Below are 25,569 nucleotides of genomic sequence, written 5' to 3' on the forward strand. Positions count from 1 at the left end.
TGGGCCGGGATGCGTGCAGCACCGGCGCTTGTCCAATCTATGGCCGCTCGCCAAAGAGAGCGCAACACCGACGGCATTCACATCCCCCAGCTTGACCCTGACGCGAAAAAGTTCATTTTTCGTTCTCAAAAGGAGCGTTGCATATGAGCGTCGAGACATCGCCTGCCCGCTGCGGCTGGTGCGGAGCCGATCCGCTATACGTCGCCTATCACGATACGGAATGGGGCGTTCCGCTGCGGGACGGGCGCGCGCTGTGGGAGCTTCTGCAACTGGAAGGGTTTCAGGCCGGGCTGTCGTGGATCACCATCCTGCGCAAGCGGGAGGCGTTCCGGCAGGCCTTTGCCGGGTTCGATCCGGCGGTTGTCGCCGGGTGGGGGGAGGCAGAGGTGGCCCGTCTGCTGACGGATGCCGGCATCGTCCGGCACCGCGGCAAGATCGAGGCCACCATCGGCAATGCGCGGGCCTACCTTGCCCTTGGCGGGCCGGAGCCGTTCGCCGATCTGGTGTGGAGCCATGCGCCCCGCGACCACGTGCCGCCGGAGACCATGGCGCAGGTGCCGCCGAAGACGGCCGATTCCATTGCGCTGTCCAAGGCGCTGTCCCGCGCGGGATTCCGCTTCTGCGGGCCGACCACGGTCTATGCCTTCATGCAGTCGGCGGGGCTGGTCAACGACCATGTCGCCGCCTGCTTCCGTCAGGGCATCATTGCGGGGGCCGGATCAGCGCCTCGATGACCGCCGCCGCCTCCGGCGTGTCCCAGTCGGCATCGCCGATCAGGCGGGCGACCTCCCTGCCGTCGGCATCCACCAGAACGGAGACGGGAAGCCCCAGCACGCCCATGTCGCGCGCCATCTGCATCTTCGGATCGCGCAGGCGCGGCAGTTCCGTCACGCCGATCTCGTTGAGGAACTTGTCCACGCCCCGCGCATCCGAGCGACCGGTCGCCACGGTAACCACTTCGAAAGGCGTATCGGCCATCTTCTTCTGAAGCCGCTCGAGGGATGGCATCTCCTCCCGGCAGGGGGCGCACCACGTTGCCCAGAAGTTGATGAGCACCGGTTTCCCCCGCCATTCGGCGATGGAGCGGGGGTTGCCCGCCTCATCCTCCAGCGCGGCGGAGGAAATGTCGGGCGGGTTGGCGGAGAGGGTGAGCTTGCGCATGTCGCCCGCGCGGGCCGCTTCCATCGCCGCCAGATCGGCCGCGAAGACATGAGGCGTGTTTACGCCAAGCCCGAGGGCCGCGTATAGGAAAAGGGATCGAATGCGCATGTTTCCTCCAGAGGCCACGATGACCAGTATGACCGACAAGGGCACTTCCGACACGGGCGCGAACTCCATGTGGGGTGGCCGCTTCGCCGCAGGGCCGGACGCGATCATGGAGGCGATCAACGCCTCCATCGGGTTCGACCAGCGGCTTGCGGCGCAGGACATCCGCGGCTCGCGCGCCCATGCCGCGATGCTGGCGGTGACGGGCATCATCTCCGATACCGATGCGCAGGCGATCGGGGAAGGGCTGCTCACGGTCTTGTCAGAGATCGAGGGCGGCGCCTTCAAGTTCCGCACCGATCTGGAAGACATCCACATGAACGTGGAGGCCCGGCTGAAGGAGATCATCGGGGAGCCCGCGGGCCGGTTGCACACCGCACGGAGCCGAAACGATCAGGTCGCGCTCGACTTCCGCCTCTGGGTGCGGGACCAGACGGACGCGGTGATCGCCGGGCTGGAACTGCTGATCCGCGCCTTCCTCTCCCAGGCGGAGAAGGGGGCGGATTGGGTGATGCCGGGCTTCACCCATCTCCAGACCGCGCAACCCGTGACCTGGGGCCACCACATGATGGCCTATGTGGAGATGCTGGGGCGGGACATGGGGCGCTTTCAGGATGCCCGCACCCGCATGAATGAAAGCCCGCTCGGCGCCGCCGCGCTGGCCGGCACGTCCTTCCCCATCGACCGGGAGATGACGGCACAGGAACTGGGCTTCGACCGGCCGATGGCCAATTCGCTGGACGCGGTCGCGGACCGGGACTTCGCGCTGGAATTCCTCTCCGCCGCTTCCATCTGCGCCATGCACCTGTCGCGCTTTGCGGAGGAGCTGGTGATCTGGTCCTCCGCCCAGTTCCGTTTCGCGCGGCTGTCTGACCGGTTCTCCACCGGCTCCTCCATCATGCCGCAGAAGCGCAACCCGGATGCGGCGGAGCTTCTGCGCGCCAAGCTGGGCCGGATCCTCGGCGCGACGGTCGCGCTCTTCACCATCATGAAGGGCCTGCCGCTCACCTATTCCAAGGACATGCAGGAGGACAAGGAACAGGTCTTCGACGCCGCCGACAACCTGATCCTGTCGCTCGCCGCGATGGAGGGCATGGTGCGCGACCTGACCGCCAATGTCCCGGTGCTGGAGGCCGCCGCCGCCTCCGGCTTCTCCACGGCGACCGACCTTGCCGACTGGCTGGTGCGGGAACTGGGTCTGCCGTTCCGCGATGCCCACCATGTCACCGGCACGCTGGTCGCCATGGCGGAGAAGAAGGACGTCGATCTGCCGGAACTCACGCTGGCCGAGATGCAGTCGGTGCACCCCGGCATCCGCGACGATGTGTTCGCGGTTCTGGGCGTTCACAATTCCGTCCGCAGCCGCCAGAGCTATGGCGGCACCGCGCCCGATCAGGTGCGCCGCCAGATCGCCCGCTGGAAGGAGAAGCTGGCGTGAGGCTTCTGCCGCTTCTGGCACTGCTGGCGCTGTCGGCCTGCGGGGCCGACGGCGTGCCGCTCTATCCCGACGGAACGCCTGCCACCTATATCGACACGCGGGAGGAGGATGTCACGATCTCCCCCTCCGCCAACTGGGTGGAGCCGCCGCGCGCGCCGCGCTCCTGATGGCATCCGTGTTTGATGGCTAGATGGATGGCCAGACCGGTGGCCACGTGGGTGGCGAGACCGGTGGCCAGACGGGGGACCGGTGCCGGACAGGGTCGCGCCGGTCTGACCGTGTCGCCAGATATGGCCGTATCGCCCGGTTTGGCCGTGTCATCCGGTGCGCCGGGCCACACCGACCGCTGCTCATCCCGGAAACGGGTGGTGCGGGCTGTCATGTTGCCCCACCCATGCTGCCCCACCGTTCGAATCGGCCCGTTCTGTTCGGTGCCGGAAGGGCGGGGACTGGTGTCGGGCACGCGCCCGGAAGCGGTTCGGTGAGGAGACGTGGCTGCGGAGGGGCGGGGCTCGCCGGTTCTCGCCGGTTGCGTTTCAGCCGAGGAAATCCAGCACCAGCTTGGCGTTCAGCGCCACGATGATCGCCGCGATCGTCCATGCGGTGATGCCGAGCCAGCGGGGAGCGACGAGGGCGCCCATCTTCCGCCGGTCGCTGGTGAACAGCACCAGCGGCACCACGGCGAAGGAAAGCTGGAGGCTGAGCACCACCTGCGTCAGGATCAGCAACTCCCCCGTCGCGCGCGGCCCGTAAAGCAGGGTGACGGCGACGGCGGGAACGATGGCGATGGCGCGCGTGACCATCCGCCGGATCCACGGCTTCAGCCGGATCTGGAGAAACCCCTCCATCACCGCCTGACCGGCGAGCGTCGCCGTCACCGTGGAGTTCAGCCCGCAACACAAAAGCGCCACGGCAAAGAGCGTGGGCGCGATGGCGGAGCCGAGGAGCGGGCCGAGAAGCTTGTGCGCATCGTCGATCTCCGCGAGTTCGGTATGTCCCGCACCGTGAAAGCTCGCGGCGGCAAGGATCAGGATGGCGGCATTGATGAGCAGCGCGAACATCAGCGCGATGGTCGAATCCAGCGTCGAATAGGTCAGCGCGGCCCGCTTCTCCGCCACCGTATCGCCATAGGCGCGGGTCTGGACGATGGCGGAATGCAAGTAGAGATTGTGCGGCATGACGGTGGCCCCGAGGATGCCGAGGGCGAGATACAGCATCTCCGGGTTCCGCAGGACTTCCGTCGTGGGGAAGAAACCGCGCAGCACGCCGCCCCAGTCGGGATGGGCAAGGAGGATCTGCACGCAGAAGCTGAAGGTGATCACCCCCAGAAGGGCGATGACGAACGCCTCCAGCCAGCGGAAGCCCTTGCGCTGCAACCACAGGATCAGGAACACATCGAGCGATGTGAGCAGCACGCCGAGTTCCAGCGGCACGCCGAACAGCAGGTTCAGCCCGATGGCCGTTCCGATCACTTCGGCGATGTCGGTGGCGATGATCGCGATCTCCGCCGCAGCCCAGAGGGGGACGGAAACCCATCGCGGAAAGGCATCCCGACAGGCCTGCGCCAGATCGCGGCCCGAGCCGATGGCCAGCCGGGCGCAGAGCGACTGGAGCACGATGGCCATGATGTTCGACAGCAGCGCCACGAACAGCAGGGTATAGCCGAAGCGCGATCCCCCTGCGAGCGAGGTCGCCCAGTTGCCGGGGTCCATATAGCCCACGGCGACCATGTAGCCCGGCCCGATGAAGGCGGCGAAGCGCCGCCAGCGGCCCTTGGGCACCGCGACGCTCGAATGCACGTCCGAGAGCGCGGCCTCCCCCCGGTCCTGCCGCCAGCCGGAGCCGGAGCCGGAGCCGATCTCGCTCAGTCTGAAATTGTCCGGCATGGGGAGGTGCCTGAAATTGAGAAGCGTTCGCAATCTAGGCCCGCCCTGCGCCCTGTCAACGGAAATGCGGGGCAAGGAACAAACCCCGCAGCGGCCCGTTCGCTTCGGAGAGCACAGGAGATGCAGATGGCGATGATCGAGACCCGCGACGGGACCAGGCTCTATGTGAAGGACTGGGGACAGGGGCGGCCTGTGGTGCTGCTGCATGGCTGGCCGCTGTCTTCGGATACATGGGACGATACCGGGATGGCGCTGGCTGCCGCGGGCCATCGGGTGATCGCCTATGACCGGCGCGGCTTCGGACGGTCGGAGCAGCCGTGGACGGGTTATGACTACGATACGCTGGCCGACGATCTGGCGGATGTTCTGGCGGCCACCGGCGCCGGGGATGCGGCGCTCGTCGGCTTTTCCATGGGGGGCGGAGAGGTGGCGCGCTACCTGTCCCGTCACGGCTCCGCGCGGATCTGGGCGGCGGGGCTGGTTTCCTCCGTGGTGCCCTACATGCTGAAGACCCCGGATAATCCCGACGGCACGCCGCAGGAGGTGTTCGACGAGATGGCAAAGGGCATGAGGGAGGACCGCGCCTATTTCTTCGCCGACTTCTTCAAGACCTTTTACGGCAAGACGCTGATGCAGGGCGGTGGTCTGCTGACCGGCGGCGTCAGCGACGAGGTTGTTCAATGGTCCTGCAATCTCGCGATGCAGGCGAGCCTCAAGGCGACGCTGGCCTGTGCGGAGGCCTTCGCGACCACGGATTTCCGCCCCGACCTGACGGCCTTCACCATGCCGACGCTCATCATCCACGGAACGGGCGACAAGACGGTGCCGATCGACGCCTCCGCCCGCGCCGCGGCGCGTGGCATCGCGAACAGCCAGCTGGTCGAGTACGAGGGTGGGCCGCACGGGTTGCAGGCCTCTCACAAGGAGCGGCTGACGGCGGATCTGCTGGCCTTCCTGCGTTGACCGCCGAAAGGACCATGACCCCTGCGCGGCCGTCCCGGCAATTGGCTCTCGCAGGGCGGTCACAACTTGCTATAACGGCAGGCAAAGCAAGGAGCCTGCCATGTCCCTCTCCCCCATCGACCGGGCCAAGGTCGTTGCCGCCCGCCGCGCCGTGGACTTCATCGAGGACGGAATGAAGGTGGGTCTGGGCACCGGCTCAACCGCTGCCTTCATGGTGCGACGGCTGGGCGAAGTGGTGCGGGAGGAGGGGCTTCGCGTCACGGCGGTGCCGACCTCCACGCGCACGGCGGATCTGGCGCGGGAACTCGGCATCCCGCTCACCACGCTGGATGAGGCTGGCTGGCTCGACGTGACCATCGACGGGGCGGATGAATTCGACGGGGCGCTCAACCTTGTCAAGGGCGGCGGCGGGGCGCTGCTGCGGGAGAAGATCGTGGCGACGGCCTCCGACCGGATGATCGTCATCGCGGATGCGGCCAAGGAAGTCGGCATGCTCGGCGCCTTCGACCTGCCGGTGGAGGTGATCCCCTTCGGCATGCAGGCCACCCGCACGCTGATCGAGGAGGTTCTGGCCGGGCAGGACGTGATGGGCCGCACCCTTACCCTGCGGATGGCGGGGGAGCGGCCTTTCGTCACGGACGAGGGCAACCATATCTTCGATCTCTCGCTCGCACGGATCGGCAATCCCGGCTCTCTGGCGCTCATGCTGAACCAGATCCCCGGCGTGGTGGAGAACGGGCTTTTCATCGACATTTGCGATACCGTGGTCATCGGCCATGCCGACGGGCGGGTGGAACTGCGCGACCTTGATGCCGGGACCGTCTCCATCGAACGGAGCGATCTGGGCGAGGGCGACAACATCTTCGCGGATCTCTAGGAGCAGTCGCATGTCCTTCGACCTCGACCTGTTCGTGATCGGCGCGGGTTCCGGCGGCGTGCGCGCGGCCCGTGTGGCGGCGCAGTGCGGCGCAAGGGTCGCCGTCGCGGAGGAATACCGCGTGGGCGGCACCTGTGTCATCCGCGGCTGCGTGCCGAAGAAGCTGATGGTCTTCGCCTCCTCCTTTCCGGCGGTGGTGGAGGATGCGCGGGCCTACGGCTGGGATGCGAGCATCGGCAGCTTCGACTGGAGCCGCTTCCGCAAGGCGCTGCATGACGAGCTGGACCGGCTCGAGGCGATCTACCGCGCCAATCTGGAGCGGGCGGGTGTCACCATCCATCCTGCCCGCGCGGTGCTGGAGGATGCACATACCGTCCGGCTCGACAGCGGTGAGCGGTTCACCGCGAAGCATATCCTGATCGCCACGGGCGGCGCGCCCTTCATCCCGGAGATCCCGGGGCGGGAGCTTGCCTCCACCTCCAACGACATGTTCCTGATGGAGGAACTGCCGCGCTCCATCCTCGTGGTGGGCGGAGGGTATATCGCCTGCGAATTCGCTTGCATTCTCAACAGTCTGGGCGTGGATGTGACGCTGGCCTACCGTGGGCCGCAGATCCTGCGGGCCTTCGATGAGGAGGTCCGCGGCCATGTCTCCGCCGCGATGCGGGGCGCGGGCATCGACATCCGCACGGAGACGGATGTAGCGGCGCTGCATCCCGCTGCGGATGGCGTGCGCGTCGCCTTCGCCGATGGCGGGCAGGGGGATTACGGGCGGGTGCTCTACGCCACCGGCCGGGTGCCCTCGACCGGCGGGCTGGGGCTGGAGGCGCTGGGCGTGCGGCTGCGCAAGTCCGGGGCCATCGCGGTGGATGAGTGGTCGCAGACCTCCGTCCCCTCCATCTATGCGGTAGGCGACGTGACCGACCGGGTGAATCTCACCCCCGTCGCCATCCGGGAGGGGCAGGCCTTCGCCGAGACCGTGTTTCACGGCACCCCCACGAAGGCGGATCATGACCTTGTCCCCTCCGCCGTGTTCACCCAACCGGAAATGGCCGGGATCGGCATGACGGAGCAGGAAGGGCGGGAACGGGGCGGAGTGCAGATCTACTCCACCGCCTTCCGACCGATGCGGACGCTCTTCGCGGGGCGGGAGGACCGGGTGCTGATGAAACTGGTGGTGGACAGCGAGAGCCGCCGCGTGCTCGGGTGTCACATCGTCGCACCGGAAGCGGGGGAGATGATCCAGCTTGCCGCGATTGCGGTGAAGATGGGCGCGACCAAGGAAGACTTCGACAGAACCGTGGCCGTTCACCCCACGATGGCGGAGGAACTGGTCACCATGAAGGCGCCGTCCCGGTCATGGTGACGCACCCCCCGGCGCTTGACATGAGCGGCGATAGTCCACAGTTGGCACCTCGCACCAGTGCGGAACCGAGGCGGAGAGGAAGGAAACCGGATTAATGGCAGGACATTCCGGCGGCCCCTGGGGGGGCGGAGGATCAGGCAGCGGTGGCGGCGACAACCGGGGGGACGATCCCCGCGGCGGGAACCGGCGCCCCGGTGAAGGTCCGCAGATCCCCGAACTCGACCAGATCATGAAGAAGGGGCAGGAGCAGCTCCGCGTGCTGATGGGCGGCCGCGGGACCGGCTCCGGCGGCCCGCGCCAGTCCGGCCCTGGTCTGGGCATCACGCGCAAGGGCGTGTTTCTGGCGATCGGCGCGCTGTTCATCGGCTGGCTCGCGCTCTCCTTCTATACGGTCCGGCAGGAAGAGCGCTCGGTCGAGCTGCTGTTCGGACGCTACTACAAGACCGGGGAACCCGGTCTGAACTTCGCGCCCTGGCCGGTGGTGACACGGGAGATCTTCTCCGTCACCGGCGAGCGCACGCTGGACATCGGCTCCAACGCCAATTCCCGCCGCTCCGACGGGCTGATGCTCACGCAGGACGAGAACCTCGTGGATACGGAGTTCCAGGTCGTCTGGAACATCAACGATCCGTCGAAATACCTGTTCAACCTCGCCGATCCGATGGACACGATCCGCGCCGTTTCGGAAAGCGCCATGCGCGACATCATCGCGCGCTCGCAGATGGCGCCGATCCTGAACCGGGACCGGGGGATCATCGCCTCCGACCTGCAACAGGCGGTGCAATCGACTCTGGACACCTATGACAGCGGCATCAACATCATCCGGGTCAACTTCGACCGCGCTGACCCGCCGTCCGAGGTGATCGACAGCTTCCGTCAGGTGCAGGCGGCGCGTCAGGAACGCGACCGGCTCCAGAATCAGGCGGATGCCTATGCGAACCGCGTGCTTGCCGGGGCGCGAGGGGAAAGCGCCCGCGTCCTGGAAGAGGCCGAGGGCTACCGCGCGCAGGCCGTCAACGTGGCGCAGGGTGAGGCGAGCCGCTTCGTCTCCGTCTATGACGAATACCGGAATGCGCCCGACGTAACCCGTCGCCGGATGTATCTGGAAACCATGGAGCGCGTCTTCGGCCGCGTGGACAAGGTGATCGTCGATGGCGTGAACGGCGAGAACGGGCAGGGCGTGCTGCCGCTTCTGCCGCTGGGCAACCGGGCCATGCCGCAGATGCCCGCCGCCGGCGCTGCCGGGGCCGCGACGACGAACGGGGGGAACAACTGATGAAACGCTCCACCATCGGCATTGTCGTCGTTGTTCTTCTGGCCGTTCTGGGCCTGTCCTCCATCTTCATCGTCGATGAGCGGGAACGGGTTCTGGTCCTCCAGTTCGGAGAGGTGAAGGCGGTTCGCGAGGACCCGGGGATGTATGTGAAGATCCCCTTCATTCAGGAAGTCGTCCGCTATGATGGGCGGATCCTGAGCCTGCCCACGCAACCGGCGGAGATCACGCCGCTCGACGACCGTCGTCTGGTCGTCGATGCCTTCGCCCGCTGGCGTATCGCCGATGTGGTGCGCTTCCGCGAGGCCGTCGGCGTCGAGGGCGAGCGCGCGGCACAGGCGCGGTTGGAGCGGATCCTGAATGCGGAAATCCGTGAGGTTCTGGGGTCCGTGCCGTCCGGGGCGGTGCTCTCGGAGGATCGGACCCCGCTTATGAACCGCATCCGCGATCAGGCCCGCGTGCAGGCGCAGGCGCTCGGGATCGAGGTGATCGACGTGCGCCTGACCCGCACCGACCTGCCGGAGCAAAACCTCGCCGCGACCTTTGCCCGGATGCGGGCGGAGCGGGAGCGGGAGGCCGCCGACGAGATCGCGCGCGGGAACGAGGCCGCGCAGCGTATTCAGGCGCTGGCCGACCGGACGGTGACGGAGCTTGTCTCCGACGCCCGCCGTCAGAGTGAGGTCGTCCGCGGTGAGGCCGATGCAGAGCGGAACCGCATCTATGCCGAGGCATTCGGCCGTGACCCGGAGTTCTTCGCCTTTACCCGGTCGCTCACCGCCTATGAGAATGCGCTTCAGCAGAACAACACCTCCGTGGTGATGAGCCCCGGAAGCGAGTTCTTCGAGTTCTTCCGAAGCGACAGCGGCACCCAACCCGCGAACTGATGGAAAAGGCCGGTCCCAGCGACCGGCCTTTTCATTGGTAGGCCTTTTCATTCGGGCCTTCACGAAGCGCTTGCTCTCTCCAACCACCCGTGAAACCCTTCATGTTACGAAGTTTCACACCGAATTGAGACACCGCGACGGTCGTTGATTTGCGGCGAAAGCGCACAGGTCCCACATAGGAGGAGACGGTTCGGGAGCTAGTTGCTTCGCCGAACCCTGAAGAGGAAGGAGCTCGGAGTGTCGTCCTTGGTCGTCAAATCACAATCGCTGCGCAGTGCCCCGGCGCGCGCCTTGCTGGCCCTTGGGCTGGTCGCCGGGCTGGGCCTGAGCACGGCGCTGGTGCCGGTTCTCGCGCCCCCCGCCTTCGCTCAGACCGCCCCGAACGGGACCCCGCTGAGCTTTGCCGACCTCGCGGAGCGGGTCAGCCCGGCGGTGGTCAACATCACCACCACATCCACCGTCGCCACCTCCACGCAGGGCGGGATCCCCGGCGTTCCCCCGGGATCGCCGTTCGAGGATTTCTTCCGTGACTTCATGCCCCCCGGCCAAGGTGGCGGAGAAGGCGCCCGTCCGGTTCCGCGGCGGAGCCAAGCGCTCGGCTCGGGCTTCATCATCTCCGCCGACGGTTTCATCGTCACCAACAACCACGTCATCGAGGGCGCGGACCAGATCCAGATCGAGACCTACGCAGGCGAGAAGCTGGATGCCAAGGTCGTGGGCACCGATCCCAACACCGACATCGCCCTCCTGAAGGTGGAGGATGCCAAGCAGCTTCCCTTCGTGAAATTCGGCGATTCCAACCGGATCCGCGTGGGCGAGCCGGTAATGGCCGTCGGTAACCCGCTGGGGCAGGGTTTCTCCGTTTCCTCCGGCATCGTCTCTGCCCGAGGGCGGGCGCTGCAGGGCACCTATGACGACTACATTCAGACCGACGCGGCGATCAACCGGGGGAACTCCGGCGGGCCGCTCTTCGACATGGATGGTGAGGTGATCGGGGTGAATACCGCGATCCTCAGCCCCAACGGGGGGTCCATCGGGATCGGTTTCGCCATGTCCTCGGCGGTCGTGTCCCGCGTGGTCGATCAGCTTAAGGAGTTTGGCGAGACGCGGCGCGGCTGGCTTGGTGTGCGCATTCAGGACGTGACGCCGGATATCGCCGAATCCATGGGGCTGGCGAGCGCGGGCGGCGCCCTCGTGACCGATGTTCCGCAGGGGCCGGCGGAGGTTGCCGGGATCAAATCGGGCGATGTCATCACCCAGTTCGACGGAGTGAAGGTGAACGATACCCGCGAACTCGTCCGTCAGGTCGGCGCCACGGAGGTCGGCAAGAAGGTGGAGGTCGCCCTCACGCGCGAGGGCAAGCCTGTGACGGTGGAGCTGACGCTTGGCCGCCGTGAGGAAGCCGAAGGCGCGAAGGTGGTTCCCGCAGCCGCTGCACCGCAGGCGCAGAAGGAGCAGACGCTTCTCGGCATGACCGTCACCACGCTGACGCCCGAAATGCGCAAGCAGCTTGAAGTGCCGAACGGCACCGACGGTCTGGTGATCACCGGCATCGACGATGGCAGCGAAGCCTTTGAAAAGGGTCTGCGCAACGGCGATCTCATCACCGAGGCGGGGCAGCAGAAGGTCTCCTCGCCGAAGGATCTGGAGGCCCGGATTTCCGAGGCCAAGGACGCGGGGCGCAAATCGCTTCTCCTCCTCATCCGCCGCGAGGGTGAGCCGCGCTTCGTGGCGCTCTCCGTCGATCAGGTGTGACATCATCAGGTGATATCTCCGGGGGGCCGGGTCCGTGTTTCGGGCCCGGCCCTTGTGCATGAGGGGCCTTCGCATGTTCAGCAACGAACGGTTCGCGTGATGGAGGCGCAGGCGCTTCGCATCGCGCGGCCGAGTGACGATCTGGAGGCCGTGGTCGCGTTTTACCGTGATGGTCTGGGATTTGAGGTCATCGCCAGTTTCGAGGCGCACGACGGGTTCGATGGCGTCATGCTGGGCAGGCCGGGACTGGCCTATCACCTTGAGTTCACGCGGAAGTCTGGTCATCCAGCGGGGCGTGCGCCGACACAGGACAATCTGCTGGTCTTCTACATCCCGGACCCCGCGGAATGGCAGGCGGCCGTCGGGCGTCTGCGGCGCGAGGGGCATGAGCCGGTGTCGTCTTTCAACCCCTATTGGGACAGAAGCGGCAGGACATTCGAGGATCCCGACGGCTATCGCGTCGTGCTTCAGAATGCAGCTTGGCCTGGACAGACCTGACGGGCTGCTGAAAAGGCTTTTGGCCTGCGCTTGAGCGGAAATTGTTCTAAATCTGACAAAAAAGCCGGAAATCCATATCTTTCGAAGGATTTCCGGTTCAATTTTCCGATTACCGGCACATGACACGACACTTCAGGATCTTGTCAGCAGCCCGCCACGGTCGAGTGGGTTGCACCCTGCCGGCCCCCCGTCAGGGCAGGGTCTCTGCTATTCCCCGCGTTCGATGCGGTAGTCGCGCTCGATATGGGCCGTCTGTCGCCCCCAGTCGGAGGCCTTCACCCGCTCCTGATGTGCAGTGAAGGCCGCGCGATCGACGAAGGCTTCCCTGACGGCGAAGCGCATGGGATCGGACATGGAACGCACGACCTCGAAGGACAGGCAACCCGGCTCCGCGCGGCTGAGCCGGGTGTGCTCATCCAGCAGCGCCGCGGCCAGATCGGCATCCGCCATCGTGGCGCAGAGCAGCCACCCGGTCAGCACCACGGTCTCGTTGTCCTCCATCCGCTCCTCCCCAAGGCATATGAAAAACCCCCGGAGGACTCGCCTCCGGGGGTTTCGGTATCACTGTCCCATCCTGCCTCAGCAGGAGTAATACATCTGGTATTCGATCGGGTGGGGGGTGTGCTCGTAGTTATACACTTCTTCCCACTTGAGGGCCATGTAGCCTTCGAGCTGGTCCTTGGTGAACACGTCGCCCGCGAGCAGGAACTCGTGATCCGCTTCCAGTTCGGTCAGCGCCTCGCGCAGCGAGCCGCAGACGGTCGGGATGGTCGCCAGTTCTTCCGGCGGAAGATCGTAAAGGTCCTTGTCGGAGGCCGGGCCCGGGTCGATCTTGTTCTTGATCCCGTCGATGCCCGCCATGAGCAGCGCGGAGAAGCACAGGTAGGGGTTCGCCGACGGATCGGGGAAGCGGGCTTCCACACGTTTGGCCTTGGGCGATTCCGACCACGGAATACGCACGCAGCCCGAGCGGTTGCGGGCGGAGTAGGCGCGCAGAACCGGGGCTTCGAAGCCGGGGATCAGGCGCTTGTAGGAGTTGGTGGACGGGTTGGTGATCGCGTTCAGCGCCTTGGCATGCTTCAGGACGCCCCCGATGAACCACAGGGCTTCCTGGCTGAGGTCCGCGTATTTGTCACCGGCGAAGAGCGGCTTGCCGTCCTTCCAGATCGACATGTTCACGTGCATCCCGGTGCCGTTGTCGCCGCGCATCGGCTTCGGCATGAAGGTCACCGACTTGCCATAGGCGGCAGCGACGTTCTGGATGACGTATTTGTATTTGAGCAGCTCGTCTGCCTGCTTGGTCAGCGAACCGAAGATCAGGCCGAGTTCGTGCTGGTTGGACGCCACTTCGTGGTGGTGCTTGTCCACCTTCATGCCCATCCGCTTCATGGTGGAGAGCATTTCGGACCGCAGATCCTGCGCCGGGTCGATCGGGTTCACCGGGAAGTAGCCGCCCTTGATGCCGGGACGGTGACCCATGTTGCCCATCTCGTAGGCGGTGTCGGTGTTCCAGGCGCCATCGACGGCATCGACCTCGAACGCCACCTTGTTCATCGACACGGCATAGCGCACGTCGTCGAAGACGAAGAATTCGGCTTCCGGTCCCCAGTAGGACGTGTCGCCGATGCCCGTGGACTTCAGGTAGGCTTCCGCCTTCAGCGCCGTGGAGCGCGGATCGCGGGAGTAGGGCTCCATCGTGTCGGGCTCGACGACGTTGCAGTGAATGCAGAGCGTCTTTTCCGCGTAGAACGGGTCGATATAGCCCGATTCGGTGTCCGGCATCAGCTTCATGTCGGACTGGTCGATGGATTTCCAGCCGGCGATGGAGGAGCCGTCGAACATGAAGCCTTCCGTCAGGAAGTCCTCATCGACCTGGTCCGCCATGACCGTCACGTGCTGGAGCTTGCCCCGCGGGTCCGTGAAGCGGATATCGACATATTCGACATCCTCGTCCTTCAGGATCTGGAGAACCTTCTCGTTGCTCATCTGGCGTCGTTTCCTTCTGTTGAGCAGTCCTTGGCCGGAGAGGCGCCACGCGCGCTCCCGGCGTATTCTTCTGGCGGATCAGACGGCGTCGTCGCCGGTCTCACCCGTGCGGATGCGGATGGCCTGTTCGACCGGCGAGATGAAGATCTTCCCGTCGCCGATCTTGTCGGTCCGTGCGGCGGAGATGATCGCCTCGACGGCGGCATCGACCTGATCGTCGGTCAGAACCACCTCGATCTTCACCTTGGGCAGGAAATCCACCACATATTCGGCACCGCGATAGAGCTCGGTATGGCCCTTCTGGCGCCCGAACCCCTTGACTTCGATCACGGAGAGCCCCTGAACACCGACTTCCTGAAGCGCTTCCTTCACCTCATCGAGCTTGAAGGGTTTTATGATCGCTTCGACTTTCTTCATGGTGTGGCGACTCCCTCGGACTATACCGTTGCTGTCAGACCATTTTCGCGGCGGCGGGACAATGCGCCTCCCGAAAGCTTCGGAGGGATAGCGGAAAATCGGCAAATAATCGCACATAAAATGTGCATTAAGATTACGCAGCGGGCGAAATGAAAACAGATTGGCATGAATTATGACAGAAGTTCTGACATCTGCCCAAATGCGCGCCATCGAGGACACGGCTTTCCGGTCCGGCGCCGCAACTCCGCTCGACCTGATGGAGCGGGCGGGGCAGGGGGTCGTTGCCGCCATTCTGGAGGAGGGGATGCGGCGGGGCGGCCTGCCGCGACGCGCGCTTGTGGCCTGCGGGCCAGGCAACAACGGCGGGGATGGCTATGTCGTGGCGCGGCTGCTGCACGGGCTGGGCTGGCAGGTGGAGGCGGCGCATTTCGGCGTGCTCGACCGCATGTCCCCTGCGGCCGCGGAAAACTTCCGGCGCTGGCGGCAAATTTCGGAAACCTCGCGCTGGGAGGCGGATAGCCTTGCGCAACAGCCGCCCGGCGTGGTGATCGACGCGGTCTATGGCATCGGCTTCCGGGGCCTGTGGGACCGTCCGCCCGTGCTGGAGCTGCTCGACCGTCTGTCGCGGCGGGAGGGCTGGCTGCGGGTCGCCGTGGACATCGCGTCGGGGGTGGATGCGGATACTGGCCGGCAGGGGGCGGAGATCGCGCCGATGGACCTGACGGTGACCTTTCACGCGCCGAAACGGGGCCACCTGCTTCTGCCGGGGGCGGAGATTGCCGGCCGGCTCGCCGTCGTGGACATCGGGCTGCGACCGGAGAACGACGCATGGCGTGGTGATCTCCCACCGGTCAGGCGTCTGGAGCGGCCCGAGGCCGATACGCTGGACAAGGCGACCGCCGGCCACAAGTTCCGTCACGGCCATGCGCTGATCCTCTGCGGTCCGGCGGGCACGGGGGGCGCGGCGCGGCTGGCGGCGCGGAGCGCGCTCCGGGTGGGGGCGGGACTGGTGACGCTGGTCTGTCCGCCGGAGGCCGTGGCGGAGAACGCGGCGCGTCTTGATGCAGTGATGATCCGCGCGGCGGCGGAGCTCCCCGCGCTGCTGGCGGATCGTCGTGTCACCGCCCTTTGCCTCGGCCCCGGCTTTGGCGTCGCGCGGGCGGCGAGCGTGCTGGCGCAGGCCCTCACCGCCCCGGCCGTGGTTCTGGACGCGGATGCATTGACCGCGCTGGCGGAGCGGCGGGAGGTGATGCCGCTCGCGACCCCCGCCGTTCTGACCCCGCATGAGGGAGAGTTCGCCCGGCTGTTCCCCGACCTTGGCGACCGTCTGGCCCAGGGCGAAAGCCGCGTTGATCTGGTGCGCGAAGCGGCGGCGCGGGCGGGGGCCACCGTTCTGCTTAAGGGAGCGGTCACCGTGATCGCGGAGCCGTCCGGTGCGGTCTGGCTCCATGCCGCGGTGGCGGAGGAGGCCGCGCCATGGCTGGCCACGGCGGGGTCGGGGGATGTGCTCGCCGGGCTGATCGCGGGGCTGCTGGCGCGCGGGTTCCCTCCCGGTCGGGCCGCGCGGACCGCTGTCTGGTTGCACGCCGATGCGGCGCGCCGTTTCGGCCCCGGCCTCATCGCGGAAGACCTGCCCGACAGGGTGCCCGAGTGCCTGCGCGCGCTGGGTGTGGGCGCCAAAAGGAGGGGCGGCGCGGAGGCGCGGTGAAACCGCTGTTCCTCTCGCCGCCCTGCCGAAGCCTGACAGGAAATCACGGGCGGGAAGGGCCCGGTGGGAGCTGTGTGCCGGACCTCCGGGAAGGGCGGGAAGAGCACGACCGGACGCGACTGGAGGGTTGGCTGGTGCGGGCGAAGGGACTCGAACCCCCACACCTTGCGGCGGCAGGACCTAAACCTGCTGCGTCTACCATTCCGCCACGCCCGCACTCTTGCCTGTATCTAGCGCTCGGGGTGCCTCGTCAACTGGCACAAAACCTGTGACCAAAGTTGTGGCCACCCTGATCGCGTAACGCTGCTTTCTTCTTCCCATCCGCCCAAAACCTCAATAAAAGGCCACCCAATCGCGAGGTGAACAGATTTGGATTCTGGCGCCGCAAGGCGTGGGGGTTCGAGTCCCTTCACCCGCACCAGAGAGGAAAAGGACGGATATATGCAGGTCACCGAGACCCTGAACGAAGGCCTTAAGCGCGGTTACCAGATCACGGTGACGGCAGCCGAGCTGGAAGCCAAGGTGCAGGAAAAGCTCATCGAAGCGCAGCCCGAGGTTGAGCTGAAAGGCTTCCGCAAGGGCAAGGTGCCGATGGCGATGCTGAAGAAGCAATTCGGCCCGCGTTTGCTGGGCGATGCCATGCAGGACACCATCGACGGCGCGATGAAGGAGCATTTCGAGCAGTCCGGCGACCGCCCGGCCCTCCAGCCCGACGTGAAGATGCAGGACGGCGAGACCTGGAAGGAAGGCGACGACGTGGTCGTCAACTTCACCTATGAGGCGCTGCCCGAGATCCCGGGCTTCGACCGGGGGGAAATCGCGCTGGAGCGTCTGGTCGTGAAGGCCGATGACGCTTCCGTCGATGAGGCTCTGCAGAATCTCGCCGAAACCGCCAAATCCTACGAGGACAAGGACGGCGCGGCCGAGGATGGCGATCAGGTCGTGATCGACTTCGTCGGCAAGGTGGATGGCGAAGCTTTCGAGGGCGGCTCCGCGGAGGATTATCCGCTGGTTCTGGGCTCCGGCTCCTTCATCCCGGGGTTCGAGGAGCAGCTCGTCGGCGTGAAGACCGGTGACGAGAAGGACGTGGACGTCAGCTTCCCCGAGCAATACGGCGCCCCGCATCTGGCCGGCAAGGCCGCTGTCTTCACCGTCACCGTGAAGGGCGTGAAGGCACCGAAAACCGCCGAGATCGACGACGAGCTGGCGAAGAAATTCGGCGCCGAGGATCTCGCGCAGCTCAAGTCGCAGATCAAGGAGCGTCTGGAAGCCGAATACACCGGCGCAGCGCGTCAGGTGCTGAAGCGCGCGCTGCTCGACCAGCTTGACGGCAAGGTCGCCTTCGACCTTCCGCCGACGCTGGTGGAAGCCGAGGCGAACCAGATCGCCCACCAGCTCTGGCATGAGGAGCACCCGGAGGTGCACACCCATGACCACGGCAACATCGAAGTGAGCGATGAACACCGCAAGCTCGCCGAGCGCCGGGTGCGTCTGGGCCTGCTGCTCGCCGAACTGGGCCGCAAGGAGAACATCGACGTCACCGACGCGGAGATGACGCAGGCCGTGCTCGCGCAGGCCCGTCAGTATCCGGGGCAGGAGCGCGCGTTCTTCGAATTCGTGCAGAAGAACCCGCAGATGCAGCAGCAGCTCCGCGCGCCGATCTTCGAGGACAAGGTCGTTGACTACATCGTCGAAGGCGCGAAGGTGACGGACAAGGAGATCACGAAGGACGATCTCCAGAAGGCCATCGAGGCGCTGGACGAAGTCTGATCCCTGCCGTCGTCGCATGATCCGAAGGCCGCGCCGAAAGGCGCGGCCTTTCTCGTTGATGCCGCGTCTGCCAGTCGGGGGGGAGCGTTCGGGAATGTGGGAGCCGACCGCATCCGCAAGGTGCGATCCGCGACGACGACTCGGCGACTTAAGTCCGCAGCTCGCGTTGCGGCACAGCGCAGCTTGCACGAGGGATGTTGTTATGGCTGGCAGCCCGACAATCCTGCCACGGAGGGAAAGGAGGGGTGCTCACGTCCTTTGAGTGCCTTGCGCGGTCCCGTGAAGGGCGGGATAGCCCATGGTATCCGGCCCCATTTGGGCTTCCGGGTGCATCGCGAGGGGGAACACGCCCCTCCGCTGACCTCCCCGATCAATACCGCAGAGCGCCTACGCGATTCCCTCTCCATGAGGGGATGGTATCATGGCGCCGGGTTCGGAGGAGATGACCGCTCTCGCAAGGCTGCTCAAGGTCGCGGATGAAACAGCGCGCGGCGACGAGAGGATGGAGCCCGTCGCGGCGCAGCCGGGCAGCACGGTGTCAGAGGTTACGGGCGCAATCGGAACGGCAAAGACCACGGCGCCACGCCTACGTCCCCCAAACAAGACGGGCGGCAAGGCGCTGGATCATGTGAGGGCGCATCGACACAAAGCCGGAGGGCAACGAGAGGCCCCCTGAGATGACTATTCGTGGGCGAGAACTCCTCACCGCAATTGGAGAGGCGTTATCCGTTGTATCGCACGTGAAAGCTGATGTGCGCTACACCCTGCCGATGGACGGAGGCTGACTTGCCCACGGAAATGTGACGGGACATGGCAAGGGCGGATACCCGGCAGCAAAGCAAAAGGCCGCGTCCGTGGGACGCGGCCTTTCCACAGGTCGGCTCCAGAGGATCACTCCTCGTCGGAGGCCGCCCCGCCGAGGTCGTCGAACAGTTCCGCGATCTCGAAATCGGCCGCCGCTTCGGCTTCGGCAGCGAGTTCCTGGATCGACTTGCCGGACGCCTGAAGTTCCGCTTCTTCGGCGGAACGCGCAACGTTCACGGCGATGGAGACGGAAACTTCCGGGTGCAGCACGACGGTGACCGGATGGACGCCGAGATCCTTGATCGGGCGATCCAGCGACACCTGCGCGCGGTTCAGCGTGAAACCGTCAGCGGTCGCAGCATCCGCCACGTCGCGGGTGGTGACGGAGCCGTAGAGCGCCCCGGCATCGGAAGCCGAGCGGATCAGCACGAAGGTCTGACCGTCGAGCTTCTCGCCCATCGCTTCGGCGTCTTTCTTCGTCTCGAGGTTGTTGGCCTCGAGCTGCGCCTTCTGGCTTTCGAACTTCGCGATGTTGCCTTCGGTGGCGCGGAGCGCCTTGCCCTGCGGCAGCAGGAAGTTGCGGGCGTACCCGTCCTTGACGTTCACAACTTCGCCCATCTGGCCGAGTTTCTGAACGCGTTGCAGGAGAATGACTTGCATCTTTCTCTCCTTACTTCACAGCGTAGGGGAGGAGCGCAAGGAAACGCGCCCGCTTGATCGCCTGGGCGAGCTTGCGCTGGTTCTTCGCGGAGACGGCGGTGATGCGCGAGGGCACGATCTTGCCGCGTTCGGAGATGTAGCGCTGCAGCAGACGGGTGTCCTTGTAGTCGATCTTGGGCGCGTTATCGCCCCCGAACGGATCGACCTTGCGGCGGCGGAAGAAGGGTTTGTTGGCCATGGATCAATATCCTTTCGAGATCAGAAACGACGCGGACGGTCGCCGCGATCACCGCGGTCGCCACGCTCACGGTCGTCGCGCTTCTGCATCTGCACCGACGGGCCATCCTCGTGCTTTTCGACCTTCACGGTCAGCACGCGCATCACGTCGTCATGCAGACGGGCGAGACGCTCCATCTCCTGCACCGCCGCGGCGGGCGCGTCGGACTTCAGGAAGGCGTAATGCCCCTTGCGGTTCTTGTTGATCTTGTAGGCCATCGTCTTGACGCCCCAGTACTCGTTTTCAACGACCTTGCCGCCGTTATCCGCGAGAACCGTGGAGAAATGTTCGATGAGGCCTTCGGCCTGCGCGTTGGACAGATCCTGACGCGCGATGAGGACATGCTCGTAAAGCGGCATGTAGGCTCCATTGTCAGGCGCATTTCATAGGGCGGGACTTAACCTTCCGCATCCGCCCACGAGAGTCTGCGCCGGTTTCGTGACCAGCGGAAGGAAGGTCGCCTTATACACGGCAGGCGTCGCAGAACAAGGGCAAAGCGCGGTGCCAGGCGTTGCAGGACAGGTCGGGAGCGGGTATCCGCGAGACGCAAAAGGGAGATAGACATGCGCGCATTTGTGTTTCCGGGGCAAGGGGCCCAGACCATCGGCATGGGGCGGGCGCTGGCGGAGAGCTATCCCGCCGCGCGCGCGGTGTTCGCGGAGGTGGATGAGGCGCTCGGCCAGTCCCTGTCCCGCCTCGTCTGGGAAGGGGACCAGGATGAGCTGACGCTGACCGAGAATGCCCAACCCGCGCTGATGGCGACCTCGATCGCCGCGATGCGGGCGCTGGAGTCGGAAGGCGTGGCGATCGGCGCTGCGGCCTATGTCGCGGGGCATTCGCTTGGTGAGTACTCGGCGCTTTGCGCGGCGGAGGCCATCGGCCTTGCGGATACGGCGCGGCTCCTGAAGCTGCGGGGCCGCGCGATGCAGGCGGCTGTTCCGGTAGGAGAGGGTGCGATGGCGGCCCTTCTGGGCCTGGATTTTGCGGCCGCGACCGAAGTTGCCGCGGAAGCTGCGGCGGAAGGCGGGGTCGTGCAGGCGGCCAACGACAATGATCCGGCGCAGGTCGTCATCTCCGGCACACGGGCGGCGGTCGAGCGGGCTGTCGAGATTGCCAAGGGGCGGGGAGCCAAGCGGGCGATCCTTCTGCCGGTCAGCGCGCCGTTCCATTCCTCCCTGATGCAGCCCGCCGCCGATGCAATGGCGGAAGCGCTGTCCGGGGTGGCGGTCGCAGCTCCGGCGGTGCCCGTCGTCTCCAACGTGCGGGCAGAGGCGGTAACCGACCCCGAAGCGATTCGGCAACTGCTGGTGGAGCAGGTCACCGGATCGGTCCGCTGGCGCGAATCGGTGCAGTGGATGGGGGGTCAGGGCGTGACCGAGTTCTGGGAAATCGGCGCGGGCAAAGCCCTTTCGGGGATGATTCGTCGCATTGCCAAGGAAAGCGTCACGCGAACCGTAGGCACGCCAGAGGAAGTCGCCGCGGCTGCGGCCTCCCTCAAGTAAAGGGTCAGGCGGCGGAGCTGAGCGCCCTCGGCGCCGTCGCGCCTGCCACTTTCTGGGCGATGAAACTGCAGATCGCGAGCTCGTCCTGCACCTCGTTCAGGTCGAGATAGGGTATTCCGGCATTCTGGAGGGCCTCCCGCCGGATCGAATCGCGCATCGGGCTGCAATGCGACCCCGCGCAGCCCAGAGCTGCGACAAGCTGTCCCATGTCGTCGATCACGGCGATGTCGAGCCGCTTGGACTTGATGGACAGGTCGGCACGAAGCAGGGCGCTGGTTGAGGTCGTGGTGACCGGCTGAATCGCCTCCTGCAGAGCGACCTGCGCCATGACGCGGTGTTCGGGAGCATATTCCGCCAACGCCGCTTCGACGAGCGGCAGCACATGCGCGGTGCTCCGCGGAAGGAGGGGTTTTACGGTGAATTCGACATTCCGCACCGCCTCAAGCTGCTTCAGCGGGTCGGCCATGGGGGATGGCGTCTTGCGGCGCGATCGTCCAAAAAAGTAGGCGGCGGCTGCGCAGGAGAGAACCAAAAGCAACGTGAAACCGATTCCCGCCGCGATGGCGGTGCCCGACAGGGCCGGGGTCAGCCTTGCGCCATCTAGCGAGATGCTGATTTCCTCCATCGCGATTCTCTCCCTCGCAGGATAGGAGTTGCCGTAAGGGCAACTCGCTGATGCGTCTGCCTATCGTATGCACGTAAAGATAAACAAGAGGCTAAGATGTTCAACCTTGAAGGGAAAAATGCGCTCATAACAGGCGCCTCGGGTGGCATTGGTGCCGAGATCGCCCAGATTTTGTACAATGCGGGTGCGAAGGTCGCGCTCTCCGGTACGCGGGTCGAGCCGCTGGAGGCGCTTTCGGCGAAGCTCGGAAATGCTCCGGTGCTGCCCTGCAACCTCTCTGATCGGGCGCAGGTGGAGGAACTCCCCAAGCGCGCGGTGGAAGCGCTCGGCAGCGTGGACATCCTCGTCAACAACGCGGGCATCACGCGCGACAACCTGTTCATGCGTATGTCGGATGAGGAGTGGCAGTCGGTGATCGACGTCAACCTGACCTCCACCTTCCTGCTCTGCCGTGGCGTGCTGCGCGGCATGATGAAGGCGCGCTGGGGCCGGATCGTGAACATCTCCTCCGTCGTAGGGACGACAGGCAACGCGGGGCAGGGCAACTACGCCGCTTCCAAGGCGGGCATGGTGGGCATGTCGAAGGCGCTGGCCGCCGAGGTGGCGTCCCGCGGGATTACGGTGAACGCTGTGGCGCCGGGCTTCATCGAAACGGCGATGACAGACAAGCTGAACGAGGCGCAGAAATCCGCACTGCTCGCCCAGATCCCCGCTGGCCGGATGGGACGTCCGGCGGAAATCGCCGCCGCCGTCCTCTATCTCTCCAGCCCGGAGGCCGCTTACGTCACTGGAACCACATTGCATGTGAACGGCGGAATGGCGATGATCTGAGCAGCAGGCCGTGGACCGGAAAGCAGTTGCCTCCGTCCGCTCCTGTGATATTAGGCCGCTGACCTGACCGGGAACTCCCGTACGTGCAGGGGTCCGGCATGCCCGGAACGTGACAAAGACGGGAACCTTCCCGACACCATATGAGGACTTGAAATGAGCGACATCGCAGATCGCGTTCGTAAGATCGTCGTCGAGCATCTCGGCGTCGAAGAAGACAAGGTCACCGAGAACGCTTCCTTCATCGACGACCTCGGGGCGGACAGCCTCGACACCGTCGAGCTCGTCATGGCTTTCGAAGAAGAGTTCGGGATCGAGATCCCGGACGACGCGGCCGAGACGATCCAGACCTTCGGCGACGCGGTGAAGTTCATCACCGAAGCCTCCTGACCCCAGGGGTTCGGACGAGACAGGAAAGGGCGCCCCGATGGGCGCCCTTTTCCGTTCGGCGGATGCGTTCGGCAGGAGCGGTTACTTGTGCTGCTGCGGATAGATGAAGCCGGTGACCGGATAGACCCGCCCGAAGCTTTCAGGACGGCTCTCCACCCGTACGGCGGACCAGTCGTTCTTGGCGGAAACGTCGATCACGGCCATGCGCAGCGATACTTCGTTACGGCTCCAGTTGGCGTGATCCACCTTGATCTTGCGCGGCGAGACCAGCTCGGAAACCATCGCGACATGGCCAAGCGGCATCCCCCGGGTCGCGCGGAAAGCCATGACGGAACCGACCTCCGGCGCATTGCCGCGGCCATACTGGCCTTCCGCCTTGTTCCACCACGTCTTTGCATCCCCCCGAAGGTTGATGCCGCTCGCCGTGCGCGCGAAGGGCACGCACCAGACGCGCTGCCCCTTCGCCTGCTTCTGTTTGACTTCCATCAGGGCGAGTTGCTCCCGCCCCGGCTCCATCCCCTGACGGCTGCCAATTTCCCGGGCAGGCGCGGCGCAGGCGCCCAGAACTGCGGCCGTCAGGAGAACAAAGGCCATCTGGCCGGTTTTTCCGACTCGTTTTCCGTTCATAATGTCCCTCAGACGCCGCCGGCTTGCTTTGCCGTGATCTCGCAATCCGGGGAGAATCCGGGATCCTCGGCACTTCGCAAGATGGCTGGGAAAGCGTTAGCAAACTCCTGCTGACGGATGGGAAAGTGCGGCAAATCTCCGCCGATGGCGCTCAGCAATCCGGGTCCGCCCGGAGCGGCGGAGGGTGCCGGAGGTCAGGGCGGAAGGAAACTGACGGAGAGTTGCCCCCGCCCCGCCTGCTTGGAGGCATAAAGCTCCCGGTCCGCGGCATCGAGAATCTCCGTACCGGTGGCGGCGGTCCGGGCGGGAACGATCACCGCCCCCAGACTTGCCCCCAGCCGGACCGCAGGCGCACCATCCAGCGTCCGGCGCGAGAAACGATTGCGCAGGCGGGTGGCGATATCCTCCAGCGGCGCGGCGGAAGTGACGCCTGGAAGCACGACGACGAATTCGTCGCCCCCGATACGGGCGGCATGATCCTGCTGGCGGAGCCGCGTGGTCAGGATACGACCCGTTTCCCGCAACACGTCGTCGCCTGCGGCATGGCCCAGCGTGTCGTTGACCTGCTTGAAGAAATCCAGATCCGCATGCACGAGCGCGAAGGGCGTGCCTGCGCGGATCACATCCTCCAGCGCCCGCTCCATCGCGCGCCGGTTGCCGAGGCCGGTGAGCGGGTCCGTCAGCGCCTCTGCCTCTGCGCGGGTCTTGGCGCTGCGGAGGCGGTCGTTCCGGCCGCGCAGCTCCCCCATCACGGCGTTCTTCGCCTCGATCAGATAGAGCATCTCGACCGCAAGATCGGTCGGCGCGAAATCCGCCTGCGTCAGCCCGTGCATGCGCACGGCCTCGGCCACGCCGACGCCGAAGGAGAGGTTCAGGAACACTTCGCCCCCGCCCAGAGGCACGGCGATGCCTCTCAGCTCGCGGCCTCCGCGTCCGGGGAGCTGAAGGTAGAGACGCGGATCGTCCGACTGGGCAATATCCTCCAGCCGGATGCCGCGGGAGCCGTTGCGGAGGCTGAACACCTCTCCGAACGGCCGTCCGACAAGCGGCTCCGGCCCGGTGACACGGGCGATCGTCGGCCCTGCGGCGCGCACCTTCATGTCGGCGGCGATCCACAGGAACATCGGCATGAGCCGTGCGAGGGCGTCGCGGCTGAAGCGCATGTGGCAAGGGGTACGGTCCATCCTTCACCCCGCCAGATCGAAATGCCGGCCGGGCGTGTGGGACCAGTGCGGCACATCTATCTCTATCCGTTCTCCGCCCTGGGGCAGATCCTGCACCTCTTCCATCAGGACGAGGGCGCCGTATTCGTCCGCCATGGCGCGCAATACGCCGCTCGCCAGATGGCCGGCGCCGGGCAGGCGGAACCGGCAGGTGAGCCGGAAGCGACCGCCGCCGAGCTCCTCCATCTCCAGCCTCGGCAGATCGAGTTCCGGCAGTGCGAGACGCCCCCAGCCGGGCAGATGATCGACGGAGCGGAGGAATTCGAGAAAGCTGACACCGGAAAACCGCAGCAGGCGGCGAAAGGCGCCGCCCTCCTGCCCGGAGACGATATGGGTGCCCAAATCCTCCAGCAGGTCGCATCGCCGCCGGTTCAGCCGTTCGGCGGCGATGTCCAGCAAGCGGCAGGTGATGTCGTCGTCATAGACCAGGATCGGTTCGAAACCTTCCGCGTCGATTCGGGCCTCTGCCGCGAGGGCGGCCCAGAAGTCGTTGCCGAAGGTATTGCGCAGGTAGGAGTGCAGAGATCGGTTGAAGAGTCCGTGCAT

At 65.7% G+C, this 25,569-nt stretch carries 27 protein-coding genes and 1 tRNA gene; 15 read left to right on the forward strand and 13 right to left on the reverse strand.

Annotation, left to right across the window (positions count from 1 at the left end):
• Positions 1-143: 143 nt before the first annotated feature.
• Complete coding sequence (locus tag RT513_RS09705; protein WP_290689872.1) at positions 144-734, forward strand: DNA-3-methyladenine glycosylase I; 591 nt, start codon at positions 144-146, stop codon at positions 732-734.
• Here RT513_RS09705 and RT513_RS09710 read toward each other — a convergent pair.
• Positions 703-1,269 carry a TlpA disulfide reductase family protein gene (locus RT513_RS09710; RefSeq protein WP_290689870.1) on the reverse strand — a complete coding sequence of 189 codons (567 nt, stop codon included), beginning with the start codon at positions 1,267-1,269 and terminating at the stop codon, positions 703-705. The genes RT513_RS09705 and RT513_RS09710 overlap by 32 nt on opposite strands.
• Positions 1,270-1,297: 28 nt before the next feature.
• Between RT513_RS09710 and argH the strand changes: the two genes are divergently transcribed.
• Positions 1,298-2,704, forward strand: coding sequence for an argininosuccinate lyase (gene argH, locus RT513_RS09715; protein WP_088215339.1), 1,407 nt, complete (start codon positions 1,298-1,300; stop codon positions 2,702-2,704).
• Positions 2,701-2,871, forward strand: a complete 171-nt coding sequence (locus RT513_RS09720) for a hypothetical protein (protein ID WP_179209159.1) — start codon at positions 2,701-2,703, stop codon at positions 2,869-2,871. Before argH ends, RT513_RS09720 begins: the two co-directional genes overlap by 4 nt.
• 369 nt (positions 2,872-3,240) lie before the next feature.
• On the opposite strand, the gene RT513_RS09725 is transcribed toward RT513_RS09720, so the two are convergent.
• Positions 3,241-4,590: an Nramp family divalent metal transporter gene (locus RT513_RS09725; protein ID WP_290689868.1), complete on the reverse strand. Its 1,350-nt coding sequence runs from the start codon at positions 4,588-4,590 to the stop codon at positions 3,241-3,243.
• A 126-nt stretch (positions 4,591-4,716) separates the two neighbouring features.
• Here RT513_RS09725 and RT513_RS09730 point away from each other — a divergent pair, with 126 nt between their 5' ends.
• The 7 genes from RT513_RS09730 (at position 4,717) to RT513_RS09760 (ending at position 12,206) form a co-directional block, all read left to right on the forward strand.
• The gene (locus tag RT513_RS09730; protein ID WP_290689866.1) at positions 4,717-5,553 is read left to right on the forward strand and encodes an alpha/beta fold hydrolase; all 837 of its coding nucleotides are present in this window, start codon (positions 4,717-4,719) and stop codon (positions 5,551-5,553) included.
• A 100-nt stretch (positions 5,554-5,653) separates the two neighbouring features.
• Positions 5,654-6,430, forward strand: coding sequence for a ribose-5-phosphate isomerase RpiA (gene rpiA / locus RT513_RS09735; protein ID WP_088215289.1), 777 nt, complete (start codon positions 5,654-5,656; stop codon positions 6,428-6,430).
• Between the two features lie 10 nt (positions 6,431-6,440).
• Positions 6,441-7,796, forward strand: coding sequence for a glutathione-disulfide reductase (gene gor, locus RT513_RS09740; protein WP_290689863.1), 1,356 nt, complete (start codon positions 6,441-6,443; stop codon positions 7,794-7,796).
• 94 nt (positions 7,797-7,890) lie between these two features.
• A complete protein-coding gene (gene hflK / locus RT513_RS09745; RefSeq protein ID WP_290689862.1) occupies positions 7,891-9,072 on the forward strand; it encodes an FtsH protease activity modulator HflK in 1,182 nt (393 codons plus the stop codon).
• Complete coding sequence (gene hflC, locus RT513_RS09750) at positions 9,072-9,953, forward strand: protease modulator HflC (RefSeq protein ID WP_088215292.1); 882 nt, start codon at positions 9,072-9,074, stop codon at positions 9,951-9,953. The genes hflK and hflC overlap by 1 nt, the downstream gene beginning before the upstream one ends.
• 246 nt (positions 9,954-10,199) lie before the next feature.
• Entirely contained in the window at positions 10,200-11,708 is a 1,509-nt protein-coding gene (locus tag RT513_RS09755) for a DegQ family serine endoprotease (RefSeq protein ID WP_373447796.1), read from the forward strand.
• A 99-nt stretch (positions 11,709-11,807) separates the two neighbouring features.
• Positions 11,808-12,206, forward strand: coding sequence for a VOC family protein (locus tag RT513_RS09760; protein ID WP_088215293.1), 399 nt, complete (start codon positions 11,808-11,810; stop codon positions 12,204-12,206).
• A gap of 207 nt (positions 12,207-12,413) precedes the next feature.
• Here RT513_RS09760 and RT513_RS09765 read toward each other — a convergent pair whose 3' ends face one another.
• The 3 genes from RT513_RS09765 to RT513_RS09775 all read right to left on the reverse strand — a co-directional run bounded on the left by RT513_RS09765 (position 12,414) and on the right by RT513_RS09775 (position 14,609).
• Positions 12,414-12,707: a putative quinol monooxygenase gene (locus RT513_RS09765; protein ID WP_088215294.1), complete on the reverse strand. Its 294-nt coding sequence runs from the start codon at positions 12,705-12,707 to the stop codon at positions 12,414-12,416.
• A gap of 78 nt (positions 12,708-12,785) precedes the next feature.
• A complete protein-coding gene (gene glnA, locus RT513_RS09770) occupies positions 12,786-14,192 on the reverse strand; it encodes a type I glutamate--ammonia ligase (protein WP_088215295.1) in 1,407 nt (468 codons plus the stop codon).
• A gap of 78 nt (positions 14,193-14,270) precedes the next feature.
• Positions 14,271-14,609, reverse strand: coding sequence for a P-II family nitrogen regulator (locus tag RT513_RS09775; RefSeq protein ID WP_035741620.1), 339 nt, complete (start codon positions 14,607-14,609; stop codon positions 14,271-14,273).
• Positions 14,610-14,781: 172 nt separating this feature from the next.
• Between RT513_RS09775 and RT513_RS09780 the strand changes: the two genes are divergently transcribed.
• Positions 14,782-16,317, forward strand: coding sequence for an NAD(P)H-hydrate dehydratase (locus RT513_RS09780; RefSeq protein WP_290689860.1), 1,536 nt, complete (start codon positions 14,782-14,784; stop codon positions 16,315-16,317).
• A gap of 132 nt (positions 16,318-16,449) precedes the next feature.
• Here the strand turns inward: RT513_RS09780 and RT513_RS09785 are convergent.
• Positions 16,450-16,533, reverse strand: a tRNA-Leu gene (locus tag RT513_RS09785).
• A 225-nt stretch (positions 16,534-16,758) separates the two neighbouring features.
• Here RT513_RS09785 and tig point away from each other — a divergent pair.
• Positions 16,759-18,087, forward strand: a complete 1,329-nt coding sequence (tig, locus tag RT513_RS09790; RefSeq protein WP_088215296.1) for a trigger factor — start codon at positions 16,759-16,761, stop codon at positions 18,085-18,087.
• 891 nt (positions 18,088-18,978) lie between these two features.
• Here the strand turns inward: tig and rplI are convergent.
• Genes rplI through rpsF form a run of 3 tightly spaced genes read right to left on the reverse strand, consistent with a single transcriptional unit; the run spans position 18,979 to position 20,187 of the window.
• On the reverse strand, positions 18,979-19,551 hold the full coding sequence (gene rplI / locus RT513_RS09795; RefSeq protein WP_088215297.1) for a 50S ribosomal protein L9: 573 nt from the start codon (positions 19,549-19,551) through the stop codon (positions 18,979-18,981).
• A 10-nt stretch (positions 19,552-19,561) separates the two neighbouring features.
• Positions 19,562-19,789, reverse strand: a complete 228-nt coding sequence (gene rpsR, locus RT513_RS09800; protein WP_035708741.1) for a 30S ribosomal protein S18 — start codon at positions 19,787-19,789, stop codon at positions 19,562-19,564.
• A gap of 20 nt (positions 19,790-19,809) precedes the next feature.
• A complete protein-coding gene (gene rpsF / locus RT513_RS09805) occupies positions 19,810-20,187 on the reverse strand; it encodes a 30S ribosomal protein S6 (RefSeq protein WP_035708738.1) in 378 nt (125 codons plus the stop codon).
• A gap of 204 nt (positions 20,188-20,391) precedes the next feature.
• On the opposite strand from rpsF, the gene fabD reads away from it, so the two are divergent.
• On the forward strand, positions 20,392-21,330 hold the full coding sequence (fabD, locus tag RT513_RS09810; protein ID WP_290689859.1) for an ACP S-malonyltransferase: 939 nt from the start codon (positions 20,392-20,394) through the stop codon (positions 21,328-21,330).
• A 4-nt stretch (positions 21,331-21,334) separates the two neighbouring features.
• On the opposite strand, the gene RT513_RS09815 is transcribed toward fabD, so the two are convergent.
• Complete coding sequence (locus RT513_RS09815) at positions 21,335-21,796, reverse strand: DUF2726 domain-containing protein (protein WP_313533948.1); 462 nt, start codon at positions 21,794-21,796, stop codon at positions 21,335-21,337.
• 255 nt (positions 21,797-22,051) lie between these two features.
• Between RT513_RS09815 and fabG the strand changes: the two genes are divergently transcribed.
• A complete protein-coding gene (gene fabG / locus RT513_RS09820) occupies positions 22,052-22,786 on the forward strand; it encodes a 3-oxoacyl-[acyl-carrier-protein] reductase (RefSeq protein WP_088215300.1) in 735 nt (244 codons plus the stop codon).
• Positions 22,787-22,939: 153 nt separating this feature from the next.
• Positions 22,940-23,173: an acyl carrier protein gene (locus RT513_RS09825; protein ID WP_035708729.1), complete on the forward strand. Its 234-nt coding sequence runs from the start codon at positions 22,940-22,942 to the stop codon at positions 23,171-23,173.
• An 81-nt stretch (positions 23,174-23,254) separates the two neighbouring features.
• Here the strand turns inward: RT513_RS09825 and RT513_RS09830 are convergent, their stop codons facing one another.
• From RT513_RS09830 to RT513_RS09840, 3 genes are all read right to left on the reverse strand, one after another.
• Positions 23,255-23,767 carry a CHAP domain-containing protein gene (locus RT513_RS09830; protein ID WP_088215301.1) on the reverse strand — a complete coding sequence of 171 codons (513 nt, stop codon included), beginning with the start codon at positions 23,765-23,767 and terminating at the stop codon, positions 23,255-23,257.
• A 227-nt stretch (positions 23,768-23,994) separates the two neighbouring features.
• Positions 23,995-24,984, reverse strand: coding sequence for a GGDEF domain-containing protein (locus tag RT513_RS09835; RefSeq protein ID WP_290689857.1), 990 nt, complete (start codon positions 24,982-24,984; stop codon positions 23,995-23,997).
• Positions 24,985-24,987: 3 nt separating this feature from the next.
• Positions 24,988-25,569: a heme NO-binding domain-containing protein gene (locus tag RT513_RS09840; RefSeq protein ID WP_290689856.1), complete on the reverse strand. Its 582-nt coding sequence runs from the start codon at positions 25,567-25,569 to the stop codon at positions 24,988-24,990.

The sequence above is a fragment of the Haematobacter sp. genome, from assembly GCF_032102465.1.
In the GTDB taxonomy this organism is placed as follows: domain Bacteria; phylum Pseudomonadota; class Alphaproteobacteria; order Rhodobacterales; family Rhodobacteraceae; genus Haematobacter.